This window comes from Ruegeria sp. Alg231-54, from assembly GCF_900143525.1.
Classification (GTDB): domain Bacteria; phylum Pseudomonadota; class Alphaproteobacteria; order Rhodobacterales; family Rhodobacteraceae; genus Ruegeria.
Genome location: NZ_FREZ01000001.1, coordinates 665,080 through 684,901 on the forward strand (window position 1 = coordinate 665,080; position 19,822 = coordinate 684,901).

The 19,822-nt window shown below is 56.8% G+C and carries 20 protein-coding genes; 6 read left to right on the top strand and 14 right to left on the bottom strand.

The genetic code is table 11. The features are described 5' to 3' along the window. Positions 1-2: 2 nt before the first annotated feature. The 9 genes from DHN12_RS03315 to DHN12_RS03355 all read right to left on the bottom strand — a co-directional run bounded on the left by DHN12_RS03315 (position 3) and on the right by DHN12_RS03355 (position 8,894). Positions 3-818, bottom strand: a complete 816-nt coding sequence (locus DHN12_RS03315; RefSeq protein ID WP_108858853.1) for a substrate-binding domain-containing protein — start codon at positions 816-818, stop codon at positions 3-5. Between the two features lie 20 nt (positions 819-838). Then, the gene (locus DHN12_RS03320; RefSeq protein WP_108858854.1) at positions 839-1,573 is read right to left on the bottom strand and encodes an ATP-binding cassette domain-containing protein; all 735 of its coding nucleotides are present in this window, start codon (positions 1,571-1,573) and stop codon (positions 839-841) included. Next, positions 1,566-2,279, bottom strand: a complete 714-nt coding sequence (locus tag DHN12_RS03325) for an ABC transporter permease (protein WP_108858855.1) — start codon at positions 2,277-2,279, stop codon at positions 1,566-1,568. Before DHN12_RS03325 ends, DHN12_RS03320 begins: the two co-directional genes overlap by 8 nt. Positions 2,280-2,432: 153 nt before the next feature. Beyond that, positions 2,433-3,422 carry an ABC transporter substrate-binding protein gene (locus DHN12_RS03330; RefSeq protein WP_108859098.1) on the bottom strand — a complete coding sequence of 330 codons (990 nt, stop codon included), beginning with the start codon at positions 3,420-3,422 and terminating at the stop codon, positions 2,433-2,435. A gap of 56 nt (positions 3,423-3,478) precedes the next feature. Continuing rightward, positions 3,479-4,324 carry an ABC transporter permease gene (locus DHN12_RS03335; protein ID WP_108858856.1) on the bottom strand — a complete coding sequence of 282 codons (846 nt, stop codon included), beginning with the start codon at positions 4,322-4,324 and terminating at the stop codon, positions 3,479-3,481. Next, positions 4,321-5,250, bottom strand: a complete 930-nt coding sequence (locus tag DHN12_RS03340; RefSeq protein ID WP_108858857.1) for an ABC transporter permease — start codon at positions 5,248-5,250, stop codon at positions 4,321-4,323. The genes DHN12_RS03335 and DHN12_RS03340 overlap by 4 nt, the downstream gene beginning before the upstream one ends. Next, the gene (locus DHN12_RS03345) at positions 5,243-6,040 is read right to left on the bottom strand and encodes an ABC transporter ATP-binding protein (protein WP_108859099.1); all 798 of its coding nucleotides are present in this window, start codon (positions 6,038-6,040) and stop codon (positions 5,243-5,245) included. The genes DHN12_RS03340 and DHN12_RS03345 overlap by 8 nt, the downstream gene beginning before the upstream one ends. Before the next feature lie 55 nt (positions 6,041-6,095). After that, positions 6,096-7,550, bottom strand: a complete 1,455-nt coding sequence (hydA, locus tag DHN12_RS03350; RefSeq protein ID WP_108858858.1) for a dihydropyrimidinase — start codon at positions 7,548-7,550, stop codon at positions 6,096-6,098. Positions 7,551-7,643: 93 nt separating this feature from the next. After that, positions 7,644-8,894, bottom strand: coding sequence for a Zn-dependent hydrolase (locus DHN12_RS03355; protein WP_108858859.1), 1,251 nt, complete (start codon positions 8,892-8,894; stop codon positions 7,644-7,646). Positions 8,895-9,065: 171 nt separating this feature from the next. Here DHN12_RS03355 and DHN12_RS03360 point away from each other — a divergent pair, with 171 nt between their 5' ends. Further along, the gene (locus tag DHN12_RS03360) at positions 9,066-9,674 is read left to right on the top strand and encodes a TetR family transcriptional regulator C-terminal domain-containing protein (RefSeq protein WP_108859100.1); all 609 of its coding nucleotides are present in this window, start codon (positions 9,066-9,068) and stop codon (positions 9,672-9,674) included. A gap of 30 nt (positions 9,675-9,704) precedes the next feature. Here DHN12_RS03360 and DHN12_RS03365 read toward each other — a convergent pair whose 3' ends face one another. The 3 genes from DHN12_RS03365 to DHN12_RS03375 form a co-directional block, all read right to left on the bottom strand. Then, complete coding sequence (locus DHN12_RS03365) at positions 9,705-11,162, bottom strand: NAD-dependent succinate-semialdehyde dehydrogenase (RefSeq protein WP_234416534.1); 1,458 nt, start codon at positions 11,160-11,162, stop codon at positions 9,705-9,707. A 76-nt stretch (positions 11,163-11,238) separates the two neighbouring features. Continuing rightward, entirely contained in the window at positions 11,239-12,183 is a 945-nt protein-coding gene (locus DHN12_RS03370; RefSeq protein WP_108858860.1) for a LysR substrate-binding domain-containing protein, read from the bottom strand. Positions 12,184-12,185: 2 nt separating this feature from the next. Further along, positions 12,186-12,959, bottom strand: a complete 774-nt coding sequence (locus DHN12_RS03375) for an aspartate dehydrogenase (RefSeq protein ID WP_108858861.1) — start codon at positions 12,957-12,959, stop codon at positions 12,186-12,188. Between the two features lie 145 nt (positions 12,960-13,104). On the opposite strand from DHN12_RS03375, the gene DHN12_RS03380 reads away from it, so the two are divergent. From DHN12_RS03380 to DHN12_RS03400, 5 genes are all read left to right on the top strand, one after another. Further along, on the top strand, positions 13,105-14,058 hold the full coding sequence (locus DHN12_RS03380; RefSeq protein WP_108858862.1) for a dihydrodipicolinate synthase family protein: 954 nt from the start codon (positions 13,105-13,107) through the stop codon (positions 14,056-14,058). Between the two features lie 95 nt (positions 14,059-14,153). After that, on the top strand, positions 14,154-14,696 hold the full coding sequence (locus tag DHN12_RS03385) for a 3-hydroxyanthranilate 3,4-dioxygenase (RefSeq protein ID WP_058273852.1): 543 nt from the start codon (positions 14,154-14,156) through the stop codon (positions 14,694-14,696). Between the two features lie 24 nt (positions 14,697-14,720). Continuing rightward, a complete protein-coding gene (locus DHN12_RS03390; protein ID WP_108858863.1) occupies positions 14,721-15,695 on the top strand; it encodes a TRAP transporter substrate-binding protein in 975 nt (324 codons plus the stop codon). A gap of 63 nt (positions 15,696-15,758) precedes the next feature. Next, positions 15,759-16,292, top strand: coding sequence for a TRAP transporter small permease (locus DHN12_RS03395; protein WP_108858864.1), 534 nt, complete (start codon positions 15,759-15,761; stop codon positions 16,290-16,292). Beyond that, a complete protein-coding gene (locus tag DHN12_RS03400; RefSeq protein ID WP_108858865.1) occupies positions 16,289-17,548 on the top strand; it encodes a TRAP transporter large permease in 1,260 nt (419 codons plus the stop codon). The genes DHN12_RS03395 and DHN12_RS03400 overlap by 4 nt, the downstream gene beginning before the upstream one ends. A 100-nt stretch (positions 17,549-17,648) precedes the next feature. Here DHN12_RS03400 and preA read toward each other — a convergent pair whose 3' ends face one another. Together preA and DHN12_RS03410 are read right to left on the bottom strand one after the other, a co-directional pair. Next, positions 17,649-18,953, bottom strand: coding sequence for an NAD-dependent dihydropyrimidine dehydrogenase subunit PreA (gene preA / locus DHN12_RS03405; protein WP_108858866.1), 1,305 nt, complete (start codon positions 18,951-18,953; stop codon positions 17,649-17,651). An 18-nt stretch (positions 18,954-18,971) separates the two neighbouring features. Further along, on the bottom strand, positions 18,972-19,808 hold the full coding sequence (locus DHN12_RS03410; protein WP_108858867.1) for a methyltransferase domain-containing protein: 837 nt from the start codon (positions 19,806-19,808) through the stop codon (positions 18,972-18,974). Positions 19,809-19,822 lie beyond the last annotated feature (14 nt).

Sequence of the window (19,822 nt, forward strand, 5' to 3'; positions counted from 1 at the left end):
CCTTATTTCGCGTTCGGAAAAAACAGCTGCTGACCGTTCAACTCAAAGGCCTCGATGGCTGCCTGCCCGTCCGGACCGATCAACCAGTCGATGAACCGTTGGCCAGCCGCCGCCCGTACACCCGCATGTTTTTCAGGGTTCACCAGAATGACGCCGTATTGGTTGAACAAGCGCGGATCACCTTCGACCAACACCTCAAGGTTTCCTCGGTTGCCAAAGGACTCCCACGTCGCACGATCCGTCAGGGTATAAGCATCCATGCCACTGGCCACGTTCAACGTCGCGCCCATGCCTGAACCGGTTTCCCTGTACCACGTACCCGATGCCGCAGCAGGATCTACTCCGGCGTCGTTCCAGTGGCGCATTTCGGCCTTATGGGTCCCGCTGTCGTCCCCGCGTGATGCAAAGGGGACTTCGGCCTCAGATACCGCGGTCAAAGCGGCCACGATATCCGATCCGCCCTTCACCTTGGCCGGGTCTGATTTGGGACCGACAAGAACGAAGTCATTATACATCACGTCAAATCGTTCAACGCCCCAGCCGTCTTCGACAAACTGCTCCTCGTCGGCCTTTGCATGGACCAAAAGAACGTCACCATCCCCATTGATTGCGTTACGGATCGCCTGCCCGGTGCCCACAGCAACAACGCGCACGTCGATCCCGGTTTCCGCCTCGAACCAAGGAAGGATGTAATCCAACAGTCCCGAATTTTGGGTCGAGGTCGTTGATTGCACCACAATAAATGGTTCTTCGGCCAAGGCCGGACCTGAAAACAAGCCAAGTGAAACCAATGCTGCCCGAATGAAATTCCGGATCATTCTAAACTCCAGATTTATTATTATGTCACCAATCCGCCCGCAAGATACTTGCGCGAGGCATCACTTTTGGGATCGTCCAATACCTGACGCGCATCGCCATGTTCAACCACATGACCGCCCTGCATCATGACGACATCCGATGCCAGCCGGCGCGCCTGACCGATGTCATGGGTCACCATGACAATGCGCACCCCCCCTTCTGATGCGCGCAGGATCATCCGCTCAATCACCTGAGTGGCGCCGGGGTCCAGCGCGCTGGTCGGTTCGTCCAGAAACAAGGTATCCGGGTCCAGCGCCAGCGCGCGCAGGATGGCCAGCCGCTGCGCCTCACCTCCCGACAGCGATCTGGCCGCTTGCCGTGCTTTGCCATCAAGCCCGCCTTGGGCCAGCAAATCAGCAATACGCGTCTTGCGAGCAACGCGCTGCAGGCCCTGCCGTTTCAGGACAAAATCCAGATTGGCTGCAACGGACCGGCGCAGCAAGACGGGTTGCTGAAACACCATCGCCTGCCGGGCCTTGTGATCAGCATTCAAAGGAACTCCATCTTGCTCCACGTACCCTTTGTCCGGCGCAATCAGCCCATGCAGGCACCGCAGCAACAGGCTTTTGCCCGCGCCGTTCGGTCCAAGGATTAAGGTCGGCCCCGGCCCGCTCAATGTCAGGTGCGGAACGTCCAGCAATGCGGTGCCATTACGCGCAATCTGCAATCCGTTAACGGTGATACGCCGCGCCATTTCCGAGACCAGATCACGCATGGCGCAATCCTTCTCTCTCAGCCCGCAGGCTAAGCGTGCTGACCATGGCGTTCACCGCTATGGCAATACCGATCAGGATCGCGCCGAGCGCCAGGGCCAGCGCAAGATTTCCCTTGGACGTTTCCAGCGCGATGGTCGTCGTCATCACCCGCGTCACGTGATTGATGTTTCCGCCAACGATTATGACCGCCCCAACCTCGGCAATGGCCCGGCCAAATCCGGCCAGCAAGGCCGTAACCAGCGCCAACCGCGCATCCCACAGCAGTACCGGTACAGAGGCCAGCCGCGACACGCCGAGCGAGCGGAGCTGTTCCGAGTATTCCTCGGCCAGCATCTCGACCACCTGCCGGGTCAATGCAGCGACGATGGGCGTCACCAGGACCACTTGCGCGATGATCATCGCGGTCGGTGTGTAGAGCAGTTCAAGCACACCTAAAGGCCCGGATCGCGACAACATCAGATAGACCAGCAGGCCTACGACCACCGGCGGGAACCCCATCAGCGCGTTCATAAGAATGATCAAAACCCGCCGCCCCGGAAAGCGTGCAACAGCCAGCGCGGCGCCAACAGGCATGCCAATCAGTGCAGAAATCAGGACGGCAAAAACGGAAACTTTCAGGGAAAGCAGCACAATCGCCCAAAGCTCTGGATCCCCATTCAGGATCAGAGTGAATGCCGTATTGAATTCTACTGCAAATCCATGCATTTTCTTCGGACGATCGCCAGTTTCGTATGAAATGCGCTGTTATTCATAGAATTCTACGCCATTTCGATCTCAAGTACAGACACATTTCCGACATAAGAAACAGGAAACGCGGCCCCGTTTGGGACCGCGCCTTTTCAGTCAGTGCGAAGCGGATCAGTTCAGCGCCGCATCCGTGATCTGGTGCGTCCAAGCGCCGTCTGGCTGCTTGGTGATCACAGGATCGGAACCGCCCGCCAGCAGGGTGGCAACGGTGCGCTCAAAATCGGCAGGGTCCAGCGAACCGTTCGAACCTGAGGTCAGCTTGGCGATCTCGCCCATCATGCGTTTCTGATGCTCTTCGGTTTGGGCGCCGGTCTCATCGTTTTCCAGCACGATATCGGCCGCCTCATCCGGGTGTTCCTCGGCGTATTTCCAACCCTTCATCGAGGCGCGAACGAAGCGTTCCATCTTGTCGACAAACGCTGCGTCCCCAAGGTTCTCCTCCAGCACGTAAAGGCCGTCCTCCAATGTCGCGACACCCTGATCTTCGTACTTGAAGGTCACCAGCTCATCCGGGTTGACGCCGGAATCGATGACCTGCCAATATTCGTTATAGGTCATGGTGCTGATGCAATCGGCCTGACGCTGCAGCAGCGGGTCGACGTTGAAGCCTTGCTTCAGAACTTCCACACCGCTTTCGCTTTTGCCACCCGTGTCGATCCCCAGTTGGCTCATCCAGCTCATGAATGGGAACTCGTTGCCAAAAAACCAAACGCCCAGCGTGCGGTTCTTAAGGTCTTCGGGTGCCTCGATCCCGGCATCTTTCCAGCAGGTCAGCATCATACCCGAGCTTTTGAACGGCTGCGCGATATTGACCAAAGGCAAACCCTTTTCGCGTGCAGCCAGCGCGGCGGGCATCCATTCGACGGTCACGTCAGCGCCGCCACCTGCGATCACCTGCGTCGGTGCAATGTCTGGTCCGCCGGGCAGAATAGTGACGTCCAGTCCCTCTTCCTCGTAGAACCCCTTGTCCTTGGCAACATAGTAGCCCGCGAACTGAGCCTGCGTGACCCACTTCAGTTGCAATGTCACCTCATCCGCAGCGAAAGCCGAACTGGCGGCCAGACTAAAGGCGGCTATCGCCCCGCTGAGTAGCTTATTCATCTTCATATCTCCTAGTTGCTGTTGGTGCCCCTTTTGGGGTCTGTTGAATTATTGTTTTATCCACGTTGCGACGGGTGCCAGAAGGTCACCGCCTTTTCGATCATTGCGACAAGACCATAAAATGCGGTTCCGGCCAAAGCGGCCACCACAATCTCGGCCCAGACCATGTCCAGCGACAATTGCCCCACGCTGGTGGATATCCGAAAGCCCATGCCAAGCGTGGGCGAGCCAAAGAACTCTGCCACGATAGCGCCGATCAACGCCAGGGTGGTAGAAATCTTTAAGCCGTTGAAGATAAAGGGCATCGCAGCGGGCAATCGCAGCTTCAGGAAGCTCTGCCAATAGGTGGCCGCATAGGTCTCCATCAGGTCGCGCTGCATGGCCGTGGCCTCACGCAGACCAGCCACGGTGTTGACCAGCATTGGGAAGAACACCATCACCACGACAACAGCGGCTTTGGAGTGCCAGTCGAACCCGAACCACATCACCAGGATAGGTGCGGTCCCGACAATTGGCAGCGCTGCGACAAAGTTCCCAACGGGCAGCAACCCAAGTCGGAGGAAATCCCAGCGATCCACCGCAATTGCCATCAGGAATGCGGCGAAGCACCCAATGATGTACCCGCTGAACGCGCCCTTTATGATGGTCTGAACGAAATCCTCCCACAGGATCGGCAGGCTATTGGCAAAGCGTACCGCAATTACGGATGGCGCCGGCAGTATGACCAAAGACACGTCTAGCCCTCTGACCAGTAGCTCCCAAATGACAATGATCGTTACGCCAAATATGAACGGAGCCAGAAATCGCACGATGCGCGTGTCCGCATAAGGCCCGCTGGCCAGACGGCTATTCAGCCACCAACCCAGGACCCAAACGACGATTGCAAACAGCACTAGTATCATTGCGCCATCCCCATTCTTTTCAGGACCTTCCGTTCTACAAGCCCCAGCAACCCGACCAGGCAAGCCGCCAGAATGGCCGCTGCAAACAAGGCAGACCAGATCTGCACGGTTTGTCCATAGTAGCTGCCTGCCAGTAGACGCGCACCCAAACCGGCCACCGCCCCTGTTGGCAATTCACCAACGATGGCACCGACCAGCGAAGCCGCAATGCCGATCTTCAGCGACGTAAACAGATACGGCATCGATGCGGGCAAGCGCAGCTTCCAGAACCCCTGCGACCGGCTGGCGCTGTAAGTGCGCAGCAGGTCCAGTTGCATTGCATCCGGGCTGCGAAGCCCTTTCACCATACCGACAACCACAGGGAAGAAACTCAAATAGGCCGAGATTACCGCCTTGGGGATGATCCCCTGAATGCCCACCGAGTACAGCACCACGATAATCATTGGCGCCAAAGCGATGATGGGAATCGTCTGGCTGACGATGGCCCATGGCATCACCGACAGGTCCATGACGCGGCTGTGCACGATCCCGACAGCCAGCAGAACACCCAATCCAGTACCGATCACAAAGCCCAGAATCGTTGCGCTTAGCGTGACCCAGCCATGATAGATAAGTGACCGTTTCGAGGTGATTTTTTTCTGTACAGTGGTCTCCCACATCTCGACGGCGACCTGATGCGGCGCCGGCAGGCGGGGCCGGTCCTGCTCCCACGTGGCGGGGATGGCAAAGCTGTTATTCAACACCAGTCCGAATTCGGACATATCCCGACGATCTTTAGCCGAAGGTGGCTGAACTTCGGCCCCTGCACGCTCCTGTTCCGTCAAAACACCTTTGATGTTCATTGGAATGCAGGCCGCATACCAAAAGACGACGATCACCGCGAGAACGGTCAGAACTGCCCAGAAAGCTTTGAACCCATCATTCATCGTCCGCATGCCCCGCCCGTAGACCCTCGCGCACACGATGAGCCACTTCGATGAACTCAGGCGTGTCGCGGATGTCCAATGGACGTTCTTTCGGCAGCGGGCTATCGATCACATCCGTAATTCGCCCTGGCCGCGGGCTCATCACGACGATCTTCGTGCTCAGATACACCGCCTCGGGGATCGAGTGCGTGACAAAACCAATGGTCTTTTCCGTACGTGCCCACAGCGCCAAAAGCTGTTCGTTCAGGTGATCGCGCACGATCTCGTCCAGCGCCCCAAAAGGTTCGTCCATCAGCAGGATATCGGCATCAAATGCCAACGCCCGCGCAATACTGGCGCGCTGCTGCATGCCCCCGGACAACTGCCATGGAAACTTCCCCCCGAACCCTTCAAGATCAACAAGTTCCAGAACGCTTCTCACGCGTTCATTCTGCTCGGTGGTCGAATATCCCATGATCTCAAGCGGCAGCTTGATGTTCTTGGCGATGGTGCGCCAAGGATACAGCCCCGCCGCCTGAAACACATAGCCATAGGCCCGGTTCCGCCGCGCCTCATCCGGGGTCATGCCATTGACTGTCAGGGTTCCTCCGGTCGGTGTTTCAAGTGCAGCGATACAGCGCAAAAAGGTGGTTTTTCCGCAGCCTGAGGGGCCGATGAAACTGACAAATTCACCCTTGTCGACCGTCAGGTTCACGTCTTTCAACGCGTGGATTGGTCCGTCATTGGTTTGGAAGGTCAGATCCAGCTGCCTTGCCTCGATAACGGGCTGGGTAGTGCTTTCAGTATTCATTCCATAGCCTTGAAAAGATTTGATTTTGGGCCGCATGAATTGTGGCCCGCACGCATCATACGCCCGTCGCCGGGATGCCCGTCCGTTCAACCGGCCGAGGCGCGGTCAGCTCTTTCCAGGTGCTCAGCGCTTTGTTCACAGTGGTATTGGCCTCACGTGCAACGAAATCGCCGTGGCCTTCCTGCGTGCGGATTTCCCCATCATGCACAGCCACGTGCCCGCGAGTAAGGGTAAAGCGCGGAAGGCCTTTGACCTCTTTGCCCTCGAATACATTGTAGTCGATCGAGGATTGCTGTGCATCGGCACTGATCGTCTTGGACTTTTCAGGATCCCAAACCACCAGATCCGCATCAGCGCCAACCAGAACAGCGCCTTTTTTCGGATAACAATTCAATATCTTGGCGATATTCGTTGAAGTCACAGCCACAAATTCGTTCGGTGTCAAACGCCCGGTGTTCACCCCATGGGTCCACAGCATCGGCATCCGATCTTCAAGCCCACCGGTGCCATTGGGGATCTTGGTAAAGTCGCCCACACCATAGCGCTTTTGTTCGGTGGTAAATGCACAATGGTCTGTTGCCACAACGCTCAACGATCCCGATTGCAGGCCATTCCACAAACTGTCCTGATGCTGTTTGTTTCGGAACGGAGGGCTCATAACCCGACGCGCCGCATGATCCCAATCCTGGTTGAAATACTCGCTTTCATCCAGCGTCAGGTGCTGGATCAGGGGTTCGCCCCAGACCCGCTTGCCCTGCAATTTGGCCCGCCGGATCGCCTCATGCGCATCCTCGCAGGACGTATGCACCACATAAAGCGGCACGCCCGCCATATCAGCAATCATAATGGCGCGGTTGGTCGCCTCGCCTTCTACCTGCGGCGGGCGGGAATAGGCGTGCGCCTCGGGGCCGTTGTTCCCCTCGGCCAGCAGTTTGGCACTGAGTTCCGCCACCACATCGCCGTTCTCGGCGTGAACCATAGCGATGCCGCCCAGTTCGGACAGACGCTTGAACGACGAGAACAGTTCGTCATCATTCACCATCAACGCGCCTTTGTAGGCCATGAAGTGCTTGAACGTGTTGATACCCCGAGTCTCGATCACCGTTTTGATGTCATCGAACACCTGCTCTCCCCACCAGGTCACGGCCATGTGGAACGAATAGTCACAATTGGCGCGGGTGGATTTGTTGTCCCAGCGTTTCAACGCGTCCAACAGGCTTTCCCCAGGGTTCGGTAGCGCAAAATCGACCACCATCGTGGTGCCGCCCGCCAGCGCAGCCCGCGTACCGCTTTCGAAATCATCGCTGGAATAGGTGCCCATAAACGGCATCTCCAGATGGGTATGCGGATCAATTCCACCCGGCATGACGTAACATCCCGTGGCGTCCAATTCCTTGTCACCCTTCAGATCCATCCCGATCTCGGTGATGACGCCATCTTCGACCATGACATCCGACTTGTAAGACAAGTCGGCGGTCACAACGGTTCCGTTCTTGATAACAGTGCTCATTCTAATCTCCCTGACGCGGTCTGCGCCGCTTGCTTGATCTGGCCAAATATATCCCGAGGGTGTCGCCCATCAGGCGACGGGGGCAGCGCCCCCTTATTCCACAATCTCGGCCGTTTCGACGACCGCATGAAACAGAACATCCGCCCCGGCTGCGGCCCAGTCCTTGCTGATCTCTTCCGCCTCGTTGTGGCTCAACCCGTCAACGCAAGGGCACATGACCATGGCCGTCGGGGCCACCCGGTTGATCCAACAGGCATCGTGCCCCGCCCCTGAGATGATATCGGTGTGCGAATATCCCAGCCGTTCTGCCGCGTCCCGAACCGCCTCGACGCAGCGATCGTCGAACTTCACCGGGTCAAACCCGCCGACCTTTTCGAATTCGATCTGAAGGCCCATCTCTTCCACGATATCCTCAGCCACAACGCGCAAACAGTTTTCCATATCTGTGATGACCGCCAAATCCGGCGAGCGGAAATCGACCGTGAACACCGCCCTACCGGGAATCACGTTGCGAGAATTCGGGAACACATCAATATGCCCAACAGCACCGACGGCATGGGGCGCATGGGACCACGCGATCTCATCCACTTTCTCAAGGATACGCCCCATCGCCAGACCCGCGTTTTTGCGCATCGGCATCGGAGTAGATCCAGTATGTGCATCTTTGCCTGTCACGGTGATCTGCGTCCAACTTAGCCCCTGCCCGTGCGTTACAACGCCAATGTCCTTGCCCTCGGCCTCAAGGATCGGCCCCTGTTCGATGTGCAATTCAAAGAAGGCATGCATCTTGCGGGCACCGACCTCTTCGTCTCCCCGCCAGCCAATGCGCTTTAGCTCATCGCCGAACGTCTTGCCCTCGGCATCTTCGCGGTCATAGGCCCAGTCCTGCGTGTGCATCCCGGCAAATACGCCAGAAGACAGCATCGCCGGCGCATAACGTGTACCCTCTTCGTTGGTCCAATTGGTCGCAACGACCGGGTGTTTGGTCTTGATGTCTAAATCATTGAGCGTGCGGATGATCTCCAGCCCGCCCAATACACCCAGCACACCGTCATACTTGCCGCCGGTTGGTTGGGTGTCCAGATGCGAGCCGACATAGACCGGCAACGCATCCGGATCAGTCCCTTCGCGACGGGCAAACATATTGCCCATCTGATCCAAACCCATGGTGCAACCGGCGTCTTCGCACCACTTTTGAAACAATGCGCGCCCTTCTGCGTCTTCATCCGTTAGGGTTTGGCGGTTGTTGCCGCCCGCAACACCGGGGCCGATCTTGGCCATCTCCATCAGGCTGTCCCAAAGTCTGTCGCCATTGATCCTGAGGTTTTGCGCCGGAGCTGCCATCTTGTTCTTCCCTGTTGCTTGCGATTTGGCTCGCTTTTGGTGTCTTGATTTGACCATCTGGTCAAACTCACGCTATCACGGGTTCGACATCAGTCAAGAAATTGCATGGTGCCGCCGGAAAATTCGGCATATTTGGTGCCCGCTTGGCGGAAAAAGAGACAGTCAGGAAACATGCCCAAAGACCGCGCCCCGACCCGAATTCAGAAAAAGAACCGAGCCGCGATTCTCGAGGCCGCGCTGAACGTGTTTTCGGCGCATGGTTTCCGTGGGGCGACCGTAGATCAAATCGCCACCGAGGCCGGGCTGAGCAAACCGAACCTGCTGTATTATTTCCCGTCGAAAGAGGCGATCCACACAGCGCTGCTGTCAGGCCTGCTAGAGATCTGGCTGGCCCCACTGCATGATTTGGACGCGGATGGGGATCCGATGGAGGAAATCCTAGCCTATATCCGACGCAAACTGCAGATGAGCCGGGACTTACAACGCGAAAGCCGCTTGTTTGCCAACGAACTGGTCCAGGGAGCACCGCGTATTCACGAGTCGTTGTCCAATGATCTTAAAACGCTGGTGGATGAGAAAACGGAGATTCTCACGCGGTGGATGGATCAGGGCAAAATCGCGCGCCTGCACCCCTATCACCTGATTTTCTCAATCTGGGCGTTGACACAACATTACGCGGATTTCGACGTTCAGGTTCGCGCAATTCTGGGCGACGAAGACCCGTTTGAGGGGGCCGAACCTTTTATCGATACGCTCTACCGAAAACTTCTGGCGCCGTAGAAAAACCGCTTTTGTCGGATGTCCCGATTCTCAGGTAATTTTGGCAGAATGCCATACGTTTTTTACGACCATGTAATTGTCGAGGCCCTCGGTGCCGCCTTCGCGACCATAACCGCTGGATTTTACCCCACCAAAGGGGGTTTCGGGCATAGACGCCTCCAGCGTGTTGATCGACAGGTTACCAACCTCAACCTCGTCAATCAGCCGATCGATGTAGTCCGCACGATTTGTAAACGCGTATCCGGCCAGCCCAAAAGGAACCGAATTTGCCTTATCGATGGCGTCATCCAGTGAGGATACCGGATTGATCACAGCCACCGGACCGAAGGGTTCCTCCTGCATGATTCTGGCGTTTTCCGGCACGTTCATCAGAACGGTAGGCTGAAAGAAGTACCCTTTGTCGCCATGTTTGGCGCCACCCGTGGCAACCGTCGCGCCCTTTTCACGGGCGTCTTCCACCAATTCGGTCAGTGCAGGCACCCGCCGGTCATTTGCCAGAGGCCCCATTTCCACATTTTCGTCCATGCCGTTTCCGACAACGGTTGCCGCAGCGCGTTCAACGAAAGTTGTGGCGTAATCTTCAAAGATGCTCTCATGCGCAAAGAACCTTGTGGGCGATGTGCACACCTGCCCGGAATTGCGCAATTTTCGATCGGCGCTGAAAATCCCAGCGGTTTGAACGTCGGTATCTTCGCATATAATAACGGGCGCGTGGCCGCCCAGTTCCATGAGAACCGATGTCATATGTTGCGATGCCAAAGTGGTCAAATGCCGCCCCACAGCCGTTGAGCCGGTGAAAGCCACGAGCCTGACTGGATCCTGCGGAATGAGATGGCCGGAAATTTCCGCCGGTTCTCCGAACACCAGATTCAGCACACCCGGAGGCAGACCCGCATCTTCGAAGGCCTTTGCGATGTGTATGGCCCCCGCAGGCGTTTCCTCGGCCGCCTTCAGGATGATCGAGCAGCCCGAGGCCAGCGCGCCAGCGATTTTGCGCGCCGGTTGGCTCATCGGGAAATTCCAGGGTGAAAAGGCTGCGACGACACCGATAGGCTGGTGATGAACGGAAAACTTGTGACCCGGAGCCGCAGGGATGACCCGCCCATAGGTCCGCATCGCCTCGCCCGCGTCCCATTCAAAAAACTCTGCCCCTCGGATAACCTCAAGCCTGGCCTGCTTCAGCGGCTTGCCGTGTTCCATGGTGATAGCATGGGCAATCTCTTCCTGACGTTCCCGCATCAGCGCAGCAGCGCGCAGGATTGTGTCGGAACGTTCGCGCGGTGAGGTGCGACTCCATACGCGAAACCCTCGGACTGCAGCCTCCAGGGCGTCATCCAGATCCTGCCTTGAGGCGCATGGAAGACGACCGATTTCATCCTCGGTCGCCGGATTCACAACCGGAATGTCGCGGCTGGCTGTGCGCCATTTGCCTGCAATGAACAGCTTGAGCCCAGGATACATGAAACCGTTGCCTCCGAGTTTGACCATTTCAAATCACGCAAAGGCTGGCATTACTTCAAGTGAATTGGGGGAATACTGATATCAATTTGGCGAATACCTGACCTCATTTCCGCCGCGCCGCCTCATGCAGCGCCGATTTGAAGGCCCGACCGGCGGGCGAAAGATCGGTATCTGCCCGAAACGAGACGCCAATCGGCCCTTGGCCAAATGGGACGTCCCAATCCAGAGGCGATAAGTAGCCATGGTCGATGTCCTGCGAAACGACCTCGGCCGGCATTAGCCCGATCAGATCCCGCGACTGTAACAGGGCCCGGTTGGTCAGGTAGGACACGGATTCGATCATCACAGGCGGGACGTATTGCTGCTGACCAACGAAGAAATGATCAAGCTGACGCCGCAGCGTGGTTTCAAGCGGTGGCACAATCCAGCCAAAGGGTTTGGTCTGCGCGAACGAGATGTTTTGACGTTCGGACAAAGGATGCTGATTGCCGACAATCGCCAGAATACGGTCTTCAAACAGCTTTTCCTGCCTGATCTTATCGCGATGCCGATGGGATGGCAGGCGCCCGACCACCATATCGATCTCGCCCGAAAGCAACCGTGGCATCAGGACTTCGTTCGTGCCTTCATGAATCTTGATGGCCACGTTCGGACGGTCAGCGAGCAGGATTTCAATAGCCGTTGGCAGAAGGCTGGTCGACGCTGCCAGCAAAGTGCCTACCACAACGCGGCCCGCATTTCCTTCGTTCAGGTCGTCCAGTTCCTGCGCGGCGTTCGAGACCTGCGCAAAGATCAGCTTGCCATGACGGATCAGGGTTTCTCCAAACACGGTCGGGATCACGCCCCGATTGGTTCGGCTGAACAGCTTGACCTCAAAATCCAGTTCAAGATCCTGAATCATCTTGGTTGCTGCGGGTTGTGAAATGCCCAGCTCGCGTGCTGCGTTCTGGATATTGCCATGCGCACCCACAGCAACCAGCAGGCGCAGTTGGCGCAGTTTCAGCCGGGTCAGGGCGCGATCGACGATGCGTGAGTGACGTCCCACCATAGTCAGATCACAATTGGGTCCAGAAGCTGTTCGACCTTGGCCACCACGCTCATGGCCGCCAGGGCAGAACTGCGTGGATTGTCCGGCAGGGAATTCCCGCTGATCTGGAAATGAAACCGCCCGAATTCGCCTTGGGCCTCGATCTCGTGAGTGTTGCCGTTGGCTGAAGGGTCCGCAATCAGTTGAACCTGCGTGTCATCGAACCCTAGCCCAGCCAAAGCGACTGCCGCCGCCACGTTTGCGTTTTTGGGATAATTCAACGCGGCCTCGCGAGCCGTGCCATTGAAATGCGTTTCCGTCTTGGTGAGATTTTCGAGGTCTAACTTGTCCTCAGCCATTGAACCTTTCCAGCCCCGCGGTGGCTTGCGCCCGACATAGATAACCTTGTCCAACTTGCCGGTCGCAGCCGCACCAAGACAATCCAGCGCACCGATGGCACCGCTGGCCAGGTACAGCTTGGCCCCCGAGCCGCGAGCGGAGGACTCCAGTGCATCCGCGACCTGCCGGTCTGCCAATGCGCCGATGGATACGGTGACCATATCAATGCCACGGGACAAAACCTGAGGACCGTACTCCGCCAACGCCTGATGGCCCGCGCAGTCGATCACCAGACTTGCCCTGGAAGTGAGATCATTTACAGAGCTCACAAATAAATCCGGTTCCTGCGAGACGCTGCTTGCGCGAACCAGAACCGCACGAACCTGATGCCCTCGTGCCTGAATGGCATCCAAGACATGCTGCGCGATCGCGCCTTTTCCAATCAATCCAATCTTCATGCGGCAAACTTAACCCAGTGCCAAAGATTCCTAAATTGATATTCTATGGATATTCTAATTTCTGATATCCAATTCCCAGCTTTCGCATTGGATCAGACGATATGATCGGGCTTTCTTAGCAGGATAACCAAAAGGTCCGCCTGATATGAATTACTCTAAACACGATGCAAAAGCCTATGCGCGCGAGAACTTGACCGGTATCTGGGCCGCAGCCCTGAACCCTTTCAACGATGATTTGTCACTAGATGAGGTCGGGCTGCGGTCGAACATCCGGCACTGGATTGACGATCTGGATATCCAGGGACTGTTCGTGGCAGGCAAACAGGGCGAGTTCTTTTCGATGAGCCTTGATGAGCGCAAGCGCAACTTTGAGATTGCGGTTGACGAATGCGCGGGCAAAGCCGGTGTGATTGTCTCGGTCTCGGATCAGAACATGGACACAGCGCTGGAACTGGCTCGCCATGCGCAGAATTGTGGGGCCGATTATATCGTCTTGCATGCCCCTGTTCTAAGCTTTGTTCAGGATCGTGGAGAGGTTTTGTACCAGTACTACAAGCGGTTCTGCGATGAGTTGGACATCGGGATCGCGATGTGGAGCCACCCGGACAGCGGATACCTGATGCAGCCCGAAGAATGCGCACGGATTGCGGATCTGCCTAACATCGTGGCGATCAAATACTCAGTCCCGCGTGAGATGTATGTGAAACTGACGCATATGGTGGGCGACAAAATCCATGTCTCAACCTCGGCCGAACATGAATGGTTAGACAATATTCTGGAGCTTGATTGGAAATTGTACCTATGCTCGTCCCCGCCCTATCAGATCCAGTCCAAGAACGATCAGCGCATGAATGAATACACGCGGCTGGCTTTTGCGGGCAAAGCGGATGAGGCGCGCAAGGTGTTTGACAGCCTGAACCCAGTACGGGACGCGATGAAGCGAACCAAACCTGCAGGCAAGCCCACCGCTTTTGGAAAATACTGGCAAGAGTTGCTGGGACAGGTCGGAGGGCGTGTGCGGCCCCCAATGCTTGAACTGACGGATGCGGAAAAAGAGATCATCCGCAAAGGGTTCGCGGAAAGCGGCCTGAAGCCATAGCCACATCGATATAAGCAAATCGGATATCTAGATACGGATAATTTCTTTGCGGTTATGAAAAAACAGGCCAAACTTCTGCCAACAGGGAGTGGGACATGTCGAAGTTAAGTGCATTCAACTTTCAGAAATGGATCGACGAACACCGTCACCTGCTGAAACCGCCGGTCGGCAATCAACAGGTCTGGGAGGACGCAGACCTGATGGTCACCGTTGTTGGCGGGCCGAACAAACGGACAGATTACCACGACGACCCTGTCGAAGAGTTCTTCTATCAGCTGGAAGGCGACATGGTGCTGAAACTGTATGACGGAGAGGAATTCTATGACGTTCCGATCCGCGAAGGTGAGATCTTCTTGCTGCCGCCGCATGTGCGCCATTCACCACAGCGACCGCAAGAAGGCTCAATCGGATTGGTCATCGAACCCAAACGGCAGACAGGCGAGCTGGACGCGATCGAATGGTATTGCTTTGAATGCGGCACCCGCGTTCATCGGGCCGAGATGCAATTGCAGTCTATCGTCAAGGACTTGCCGCCGGTCTACGAAAAATTCTATTCATCAGAAGAAGACCGAACATGCCCGAACTGCCAGACCGTGCACCCGGGAAAAGAGCCGCCAGAGGGCTGGGTCACACTCTGAGATGAACAAACAACAGGGAAGAACATGAAACATTTTGCTAAGATCGCCGCTTCGGCTGCAGCGCTTGCTGTGACATCGCTGGCCGCCCATGCAGATGAATTCCGTCTGGGCCTGATCACGCCACCTCCGCATATCTGGACCAAAGCTGCCGAGTCCTTTGGGGCCGAACTGAACGAAACCAGCGGTGGTGCCCATACCGTATCTGTATTTCCTGCCCGTCAGTTGGGCAACGAGGCAGAGATGCTGCAACAATTGCAGACTGGCGCGCTGGACATGGCCTTCATGACCGTGGCCGAGGTATCGAACCGCGCGCCCGAGCTGGGTGCGTTTTATGCGCCGTATCTCGCGGATGATATCGGCCACGCGGGGCGCATCCTACGTTCGGATACCGCCAAAACGATGCTGGAACCCCTGCCCGGTCAGGTAGGTGTTGTAGGCCTAGGTTACGGTATGGCCGGACTGCGCCAGATCGTCAGCCGGGGCGATGTGTCTTCAGCCGAGGACCTGTCCGGTCTGAAATTGCGGATCACTCCGTTCACACCAATTTTGGACTTCTACAACGCGGTCGGAGCTGCTCCGACGCCGATGCCGCTGCCTGCGGTCTATGACGCGCTTGCCAATGGGCAGGTCGACGCCATTGATATGGATGCTGAACTGATCTGGGTGCTAAAATACTACGATCACGCCGACACGATCGTTCAATCCGACCACATGATGTTCCCGATGGTCGGGCTGGTCTCGGCCAAAGTCTGGGCGGGACTGTCCGAAGAAGACCGCGCAATGATCGGTGAATTGATGGCAAAACACGTCGACAGCACCATCGACGCCTATGTTGCCAACGAAGCGAAGTGGCTGGAACAGATCGAGGGAACCGGCAAGGCCTACAAAAAAGTTGACGCCTCATTCTTTGGCGATGCGATTGAGGAGTGGAACGGCATCTGGTCTGAAAAAACCTCGTCCCTTGACGCGCTGCGGGAGACTGCGGCAGAAACCAAATAAAGTTGAACGTTTCAAGGAAAGGGCGCAGGTCAATCCTGCGCCCTTTTCCATAGGGGATCGGCGATGTTATACCGGCTGTCTGCAGCGTGGGCGTGGGTTGAGTTATGGTGTGCTGCAGCACTGGCCGTTTGCGTCACCCTATTGATCTTGTTGAATGTCGTGACACGCACTGCGGGTAACGCCTTGTTCTGGGTGGATGAACTGGCAATCTATGCCATGGTGTGGATGACATTCCTTGGCGCATCCGCGGCGTTACATCACCGCAATTCGGTCTCGATCACAATCCTTGTGGATCTGGTTCCGCCTCAGGTCCGGGCAATCATCCAAAAAACAGTCGATATCGTTGTCTTCATTTTTGCAATCGCGATGCTGTGGGTCTGCTGGCGCTGGTTTCTGCCATTGGACATCGCCCGCACTGGGTTCGACGCAATAGCTTTTCAGGGCAACACCTTCAACTTCATCTATGCTGAGCCGACCTCGACACTCGGGCTGCCAAAATTCCTGTTTTGGTTAGTGATGTGGCTATTTGCCTTGGGGGCCACGCTGCATTCAACAATGCATCTTGTCGCGCGACCTGAACGAGGGTTGCCGGCATGAGTCCTATTGTCTTTCTGGCGACCCTGCTTTTGTCGGTCCCTGTCGCCATCGTGCTGGCGATCACCGCGATCTGGTACATCTGGGAAAGCGGGAACACGGTTCTTTATGACAGTTTCGCCCAGAAGATGTTCGGCGGGTTGGAAAACTACGGCCTGCTGGCTATCCCGCTCTTCATGCTGACCGGAGAATTGATGAACGAAGGTGGCATGACCCGTCGATTGGTCGCCTTGGCGCGCGTTTTCGTGGGCGGGTTTCGGGGTGGGCTCGCCTATATCAATCTGCTGGCCAATATGTTCATGGCCGCCATCATCGGTTCGGCGACCGCGCAGATCGCTGTGATGTCCCGCGCCATGGTCCCCGCGATGGAGGAAGAAGGCTACAGCAAGGGCTTCGCCGCTGCCACCACAGCCGCCGGGGGCCTGTTGGCGCCGGTCATCCCGCCGTCGATGATGTTTGTTATCTTCGGTGTTCTGGCGCAGATTCCCATCGGCGACATGTTCATCGCCGGGATCATACCCGGCCTGCTGCTGGCAGGGGCCTTTGCTTTGGTGATCACGCTTGTCGGTTGGTTTCAGCAATTCCCGAAGGGCGTCTGGATGTCCCGCCGCGATGCTCTGCAGGCCCTGATCGCCGCCCTGCCCGCGATGCTCATCCCGGTGTCAATAATCGGTGGCATTCTGTTTGGCATCGCTACGCCGACAGAATCCGCAGCCATTGCTTCGCTGATCGCATTTCTGGTCGGGTGGCTCATTTACGGAGAGCTAAAGCCGCAACATCTGGGCGAGATGTTCAAGCGAACAGCCGCAAACGCATCGATGATCCTGTTTATGATTGCGGCGGCCAGCGTTTTTGGGTGGGTCATCATTTACGAAGAAATACCACAGCAGCTGGCGGGGCTGATCACGTCGATCACATCTAATCCGTTCATGTTTTTACTGATCATAAATGCTGCACTGCTTTTGGTGGGGATGGTGATCGACGGGATCGCCGCCATCATCCTGATCACGCCCATTCTGTTGCCGATTGCCACTGGGTCCTACGATATCAGCCCCTATCAGTTCGGCGTTGTCGTGTGCCTAAACCTGGTTCTTGGCCTGCTTACGCCACCCGTCGGAATTGGCCTTTATATCGCCTCATCCATGAGCGGCACGACCCCCGGAGCAATTCTGAAATCACTTTGGCCATTCCTGATTGCGGTGGCCGCCGTCTTGATCCTGCTAAGCTATGTCCCAAGCCTGTCGACCTACTTGATCTAGCAGAACGTGATGTCGCCACGCGACTTTGAACGCCCGTATGGGGGCAGCATCTGGTAAGAGGCCCGCGCTTTCGGGCCCCTTCATGTTTTCAGTACCCGAGTTACTCGGCAGCTTTGGCCATCGGGTTATTGGGATGGGTCGTCCAATTGGCATAATCGCGCTGAACTTCCAGACCGGTCCGCGGATCGACCTCTCCGGCCGTTATAGGCACCATTGAGATGCAGCCGTCGACCGGGCAAACATCCACGCACAGATTACAGGCGACGCATTCGTCATCCATGACCTCGAACACCCGGTCATCAGACATGGAAATCGCCTGGTGGCTGGTGTCTTCGCACGCGGCATAGCAGCGACCGCATTTGATGCACTCGTCCTGATCGATCTTGGCCTTGGCCACGTAGTTCAGGTTCAGGTATTGCCAATCGGTCACGTTTGGAACCGCACGACCGACAACCTCGGACACGTTTGTGTACCCTTTTTCGTCCATCCACTTGGACAGGCCTGCGGTCAGTTCGTCGATGATCTTAAAGCCGTAGGTCATAGCAGCCGTGCACACCTGAACGTTACCACAGCCCAGCGAAATGAACTCTGCCGCATCGCGCCAAGTGGTCACGCCCCCAATGCCGGAAATCGGCAGGCCATGGGTGGCTTCGGCGCGCGCGATCTCTGATACCATCGACAGGGCAATTGGCTTCACTGCCGGGCCACAGTACCCACCGTGGCTGCCTTTGCCATCAATCGACGGTTCCGGGCTGAACGTGTCCAAATCGACGCTGGTGATCGAATTGATCGTGTTGATCAGTGACACTGCATCAGCACCACCGTTTTTTGCTGCCTCAGCAGGCTTGCGAACATCAGTGATGTTTGGCGTCAGCTTCACGATCACGGGCCGGTCATAGTATTTCTTGCACCAGCGGGTGACCATCTCGATATATTCCGGCACCTGTCCTACGGCTGCGCCCATTCCGCGTTCGCTCATCCCGTGCGGGCAGCCAAAGTTCAGTTCGATCCCGTCTGCACCGGTCTCTTCGACTCGCGGCAGGATGGCCTTCCAGGCTTCTTCTTCACAAGGCACCATGATCGAGGCGATCAACGCGCGGTCCGGATAGTCGGCCTTGACCCGCGCCATTTCTTCAAGGTTCACCTCAAGCGGGCGGTCGGTGATGAGTTCGATGTTGTTAAGACCCAACAGGCGGCGATCCGCGCCATAGATCGCGCCGTAGCGCGGCCCGTTCACGTTTACGACCGGTGGCCCCTCGGAGCCCAGCGTTTTCCAGACGACACCGCCCCACCCGGCCTCGAAAGCGCGGCGCACGTTGTATTCCTTATCTGTCGGCGGTGCTGAGGCCAGCCAGTAAGGATTGGGGCTGGAAATGCCCAGAAAGTTTGTTGTTAGATCGGCCATGGCTTCTCCCTTCCCGGCTCAGCCGGTTTTCTTGAATATCATTTCGGTCGGACGAATGCGCCCGGCCTTGAGGTTCGTGACGTAGTTTTGAAACTTTTCGGGCGCCGTCTCGCCCATCATCAGGTGGATGCCCAAGGGCGGCGGGCCGCTTTCGGCGATGCGCGCGAACACCTCTTCGAAAAATGTAAGCGCGAACTCGGTCCGGTCTGCTTCGGCTACCAGTTCAAGGCCTGCGGCGGCTGCGGCATTCTTGTAAACATCCGGCGCATCAACAAAGGATGTCCCGGCAACGGTTGACCACGGCAGAGGAAAGGCCAGCGATTCCTCCACGTCCCCTCCCATCACGTCAAACAGGGCAAAGATTCCATCTCTGCCCAGTGCTCGCGAGACTTCCGCGAACAGACCTGCTTTGTCTTCGATGTTCATCCCGACATGCATCATGACGGCAAGATCGAAGCCCGCATCCGGTACGGGCATCTCCAGTGCACTACCCACCAGAAAACTGGTCTTTTCGGAATGACCGACAATCTGGCTCAAAGCAGTGGCCGTTTCGACAAACTCCGGCGTCAGGTCAACCCCGGTCACTGTCGAGTCATAACGATCCACGATGTACCGCGACGTCCCACCGATGCCGCAGCCGACATCCAGCACACGGGTCGCGTGGGTCGGCGAAAGCTGGGCAAACAGGTTGTCGGTCGCAAGTACACCGCCCGTATGGAACTCATCACCTGCCTTTAGGTCGGCAACCGTGGCCGCATTTGGATCAATGCCACTGGCTTTGAGCGCCTCACGCATGCGTTCCGTAAGAGCACCAGTTGTATAGTTATGCGCAACGGCTTGTTCGATCTGGGACATGAGGATACCTCAGC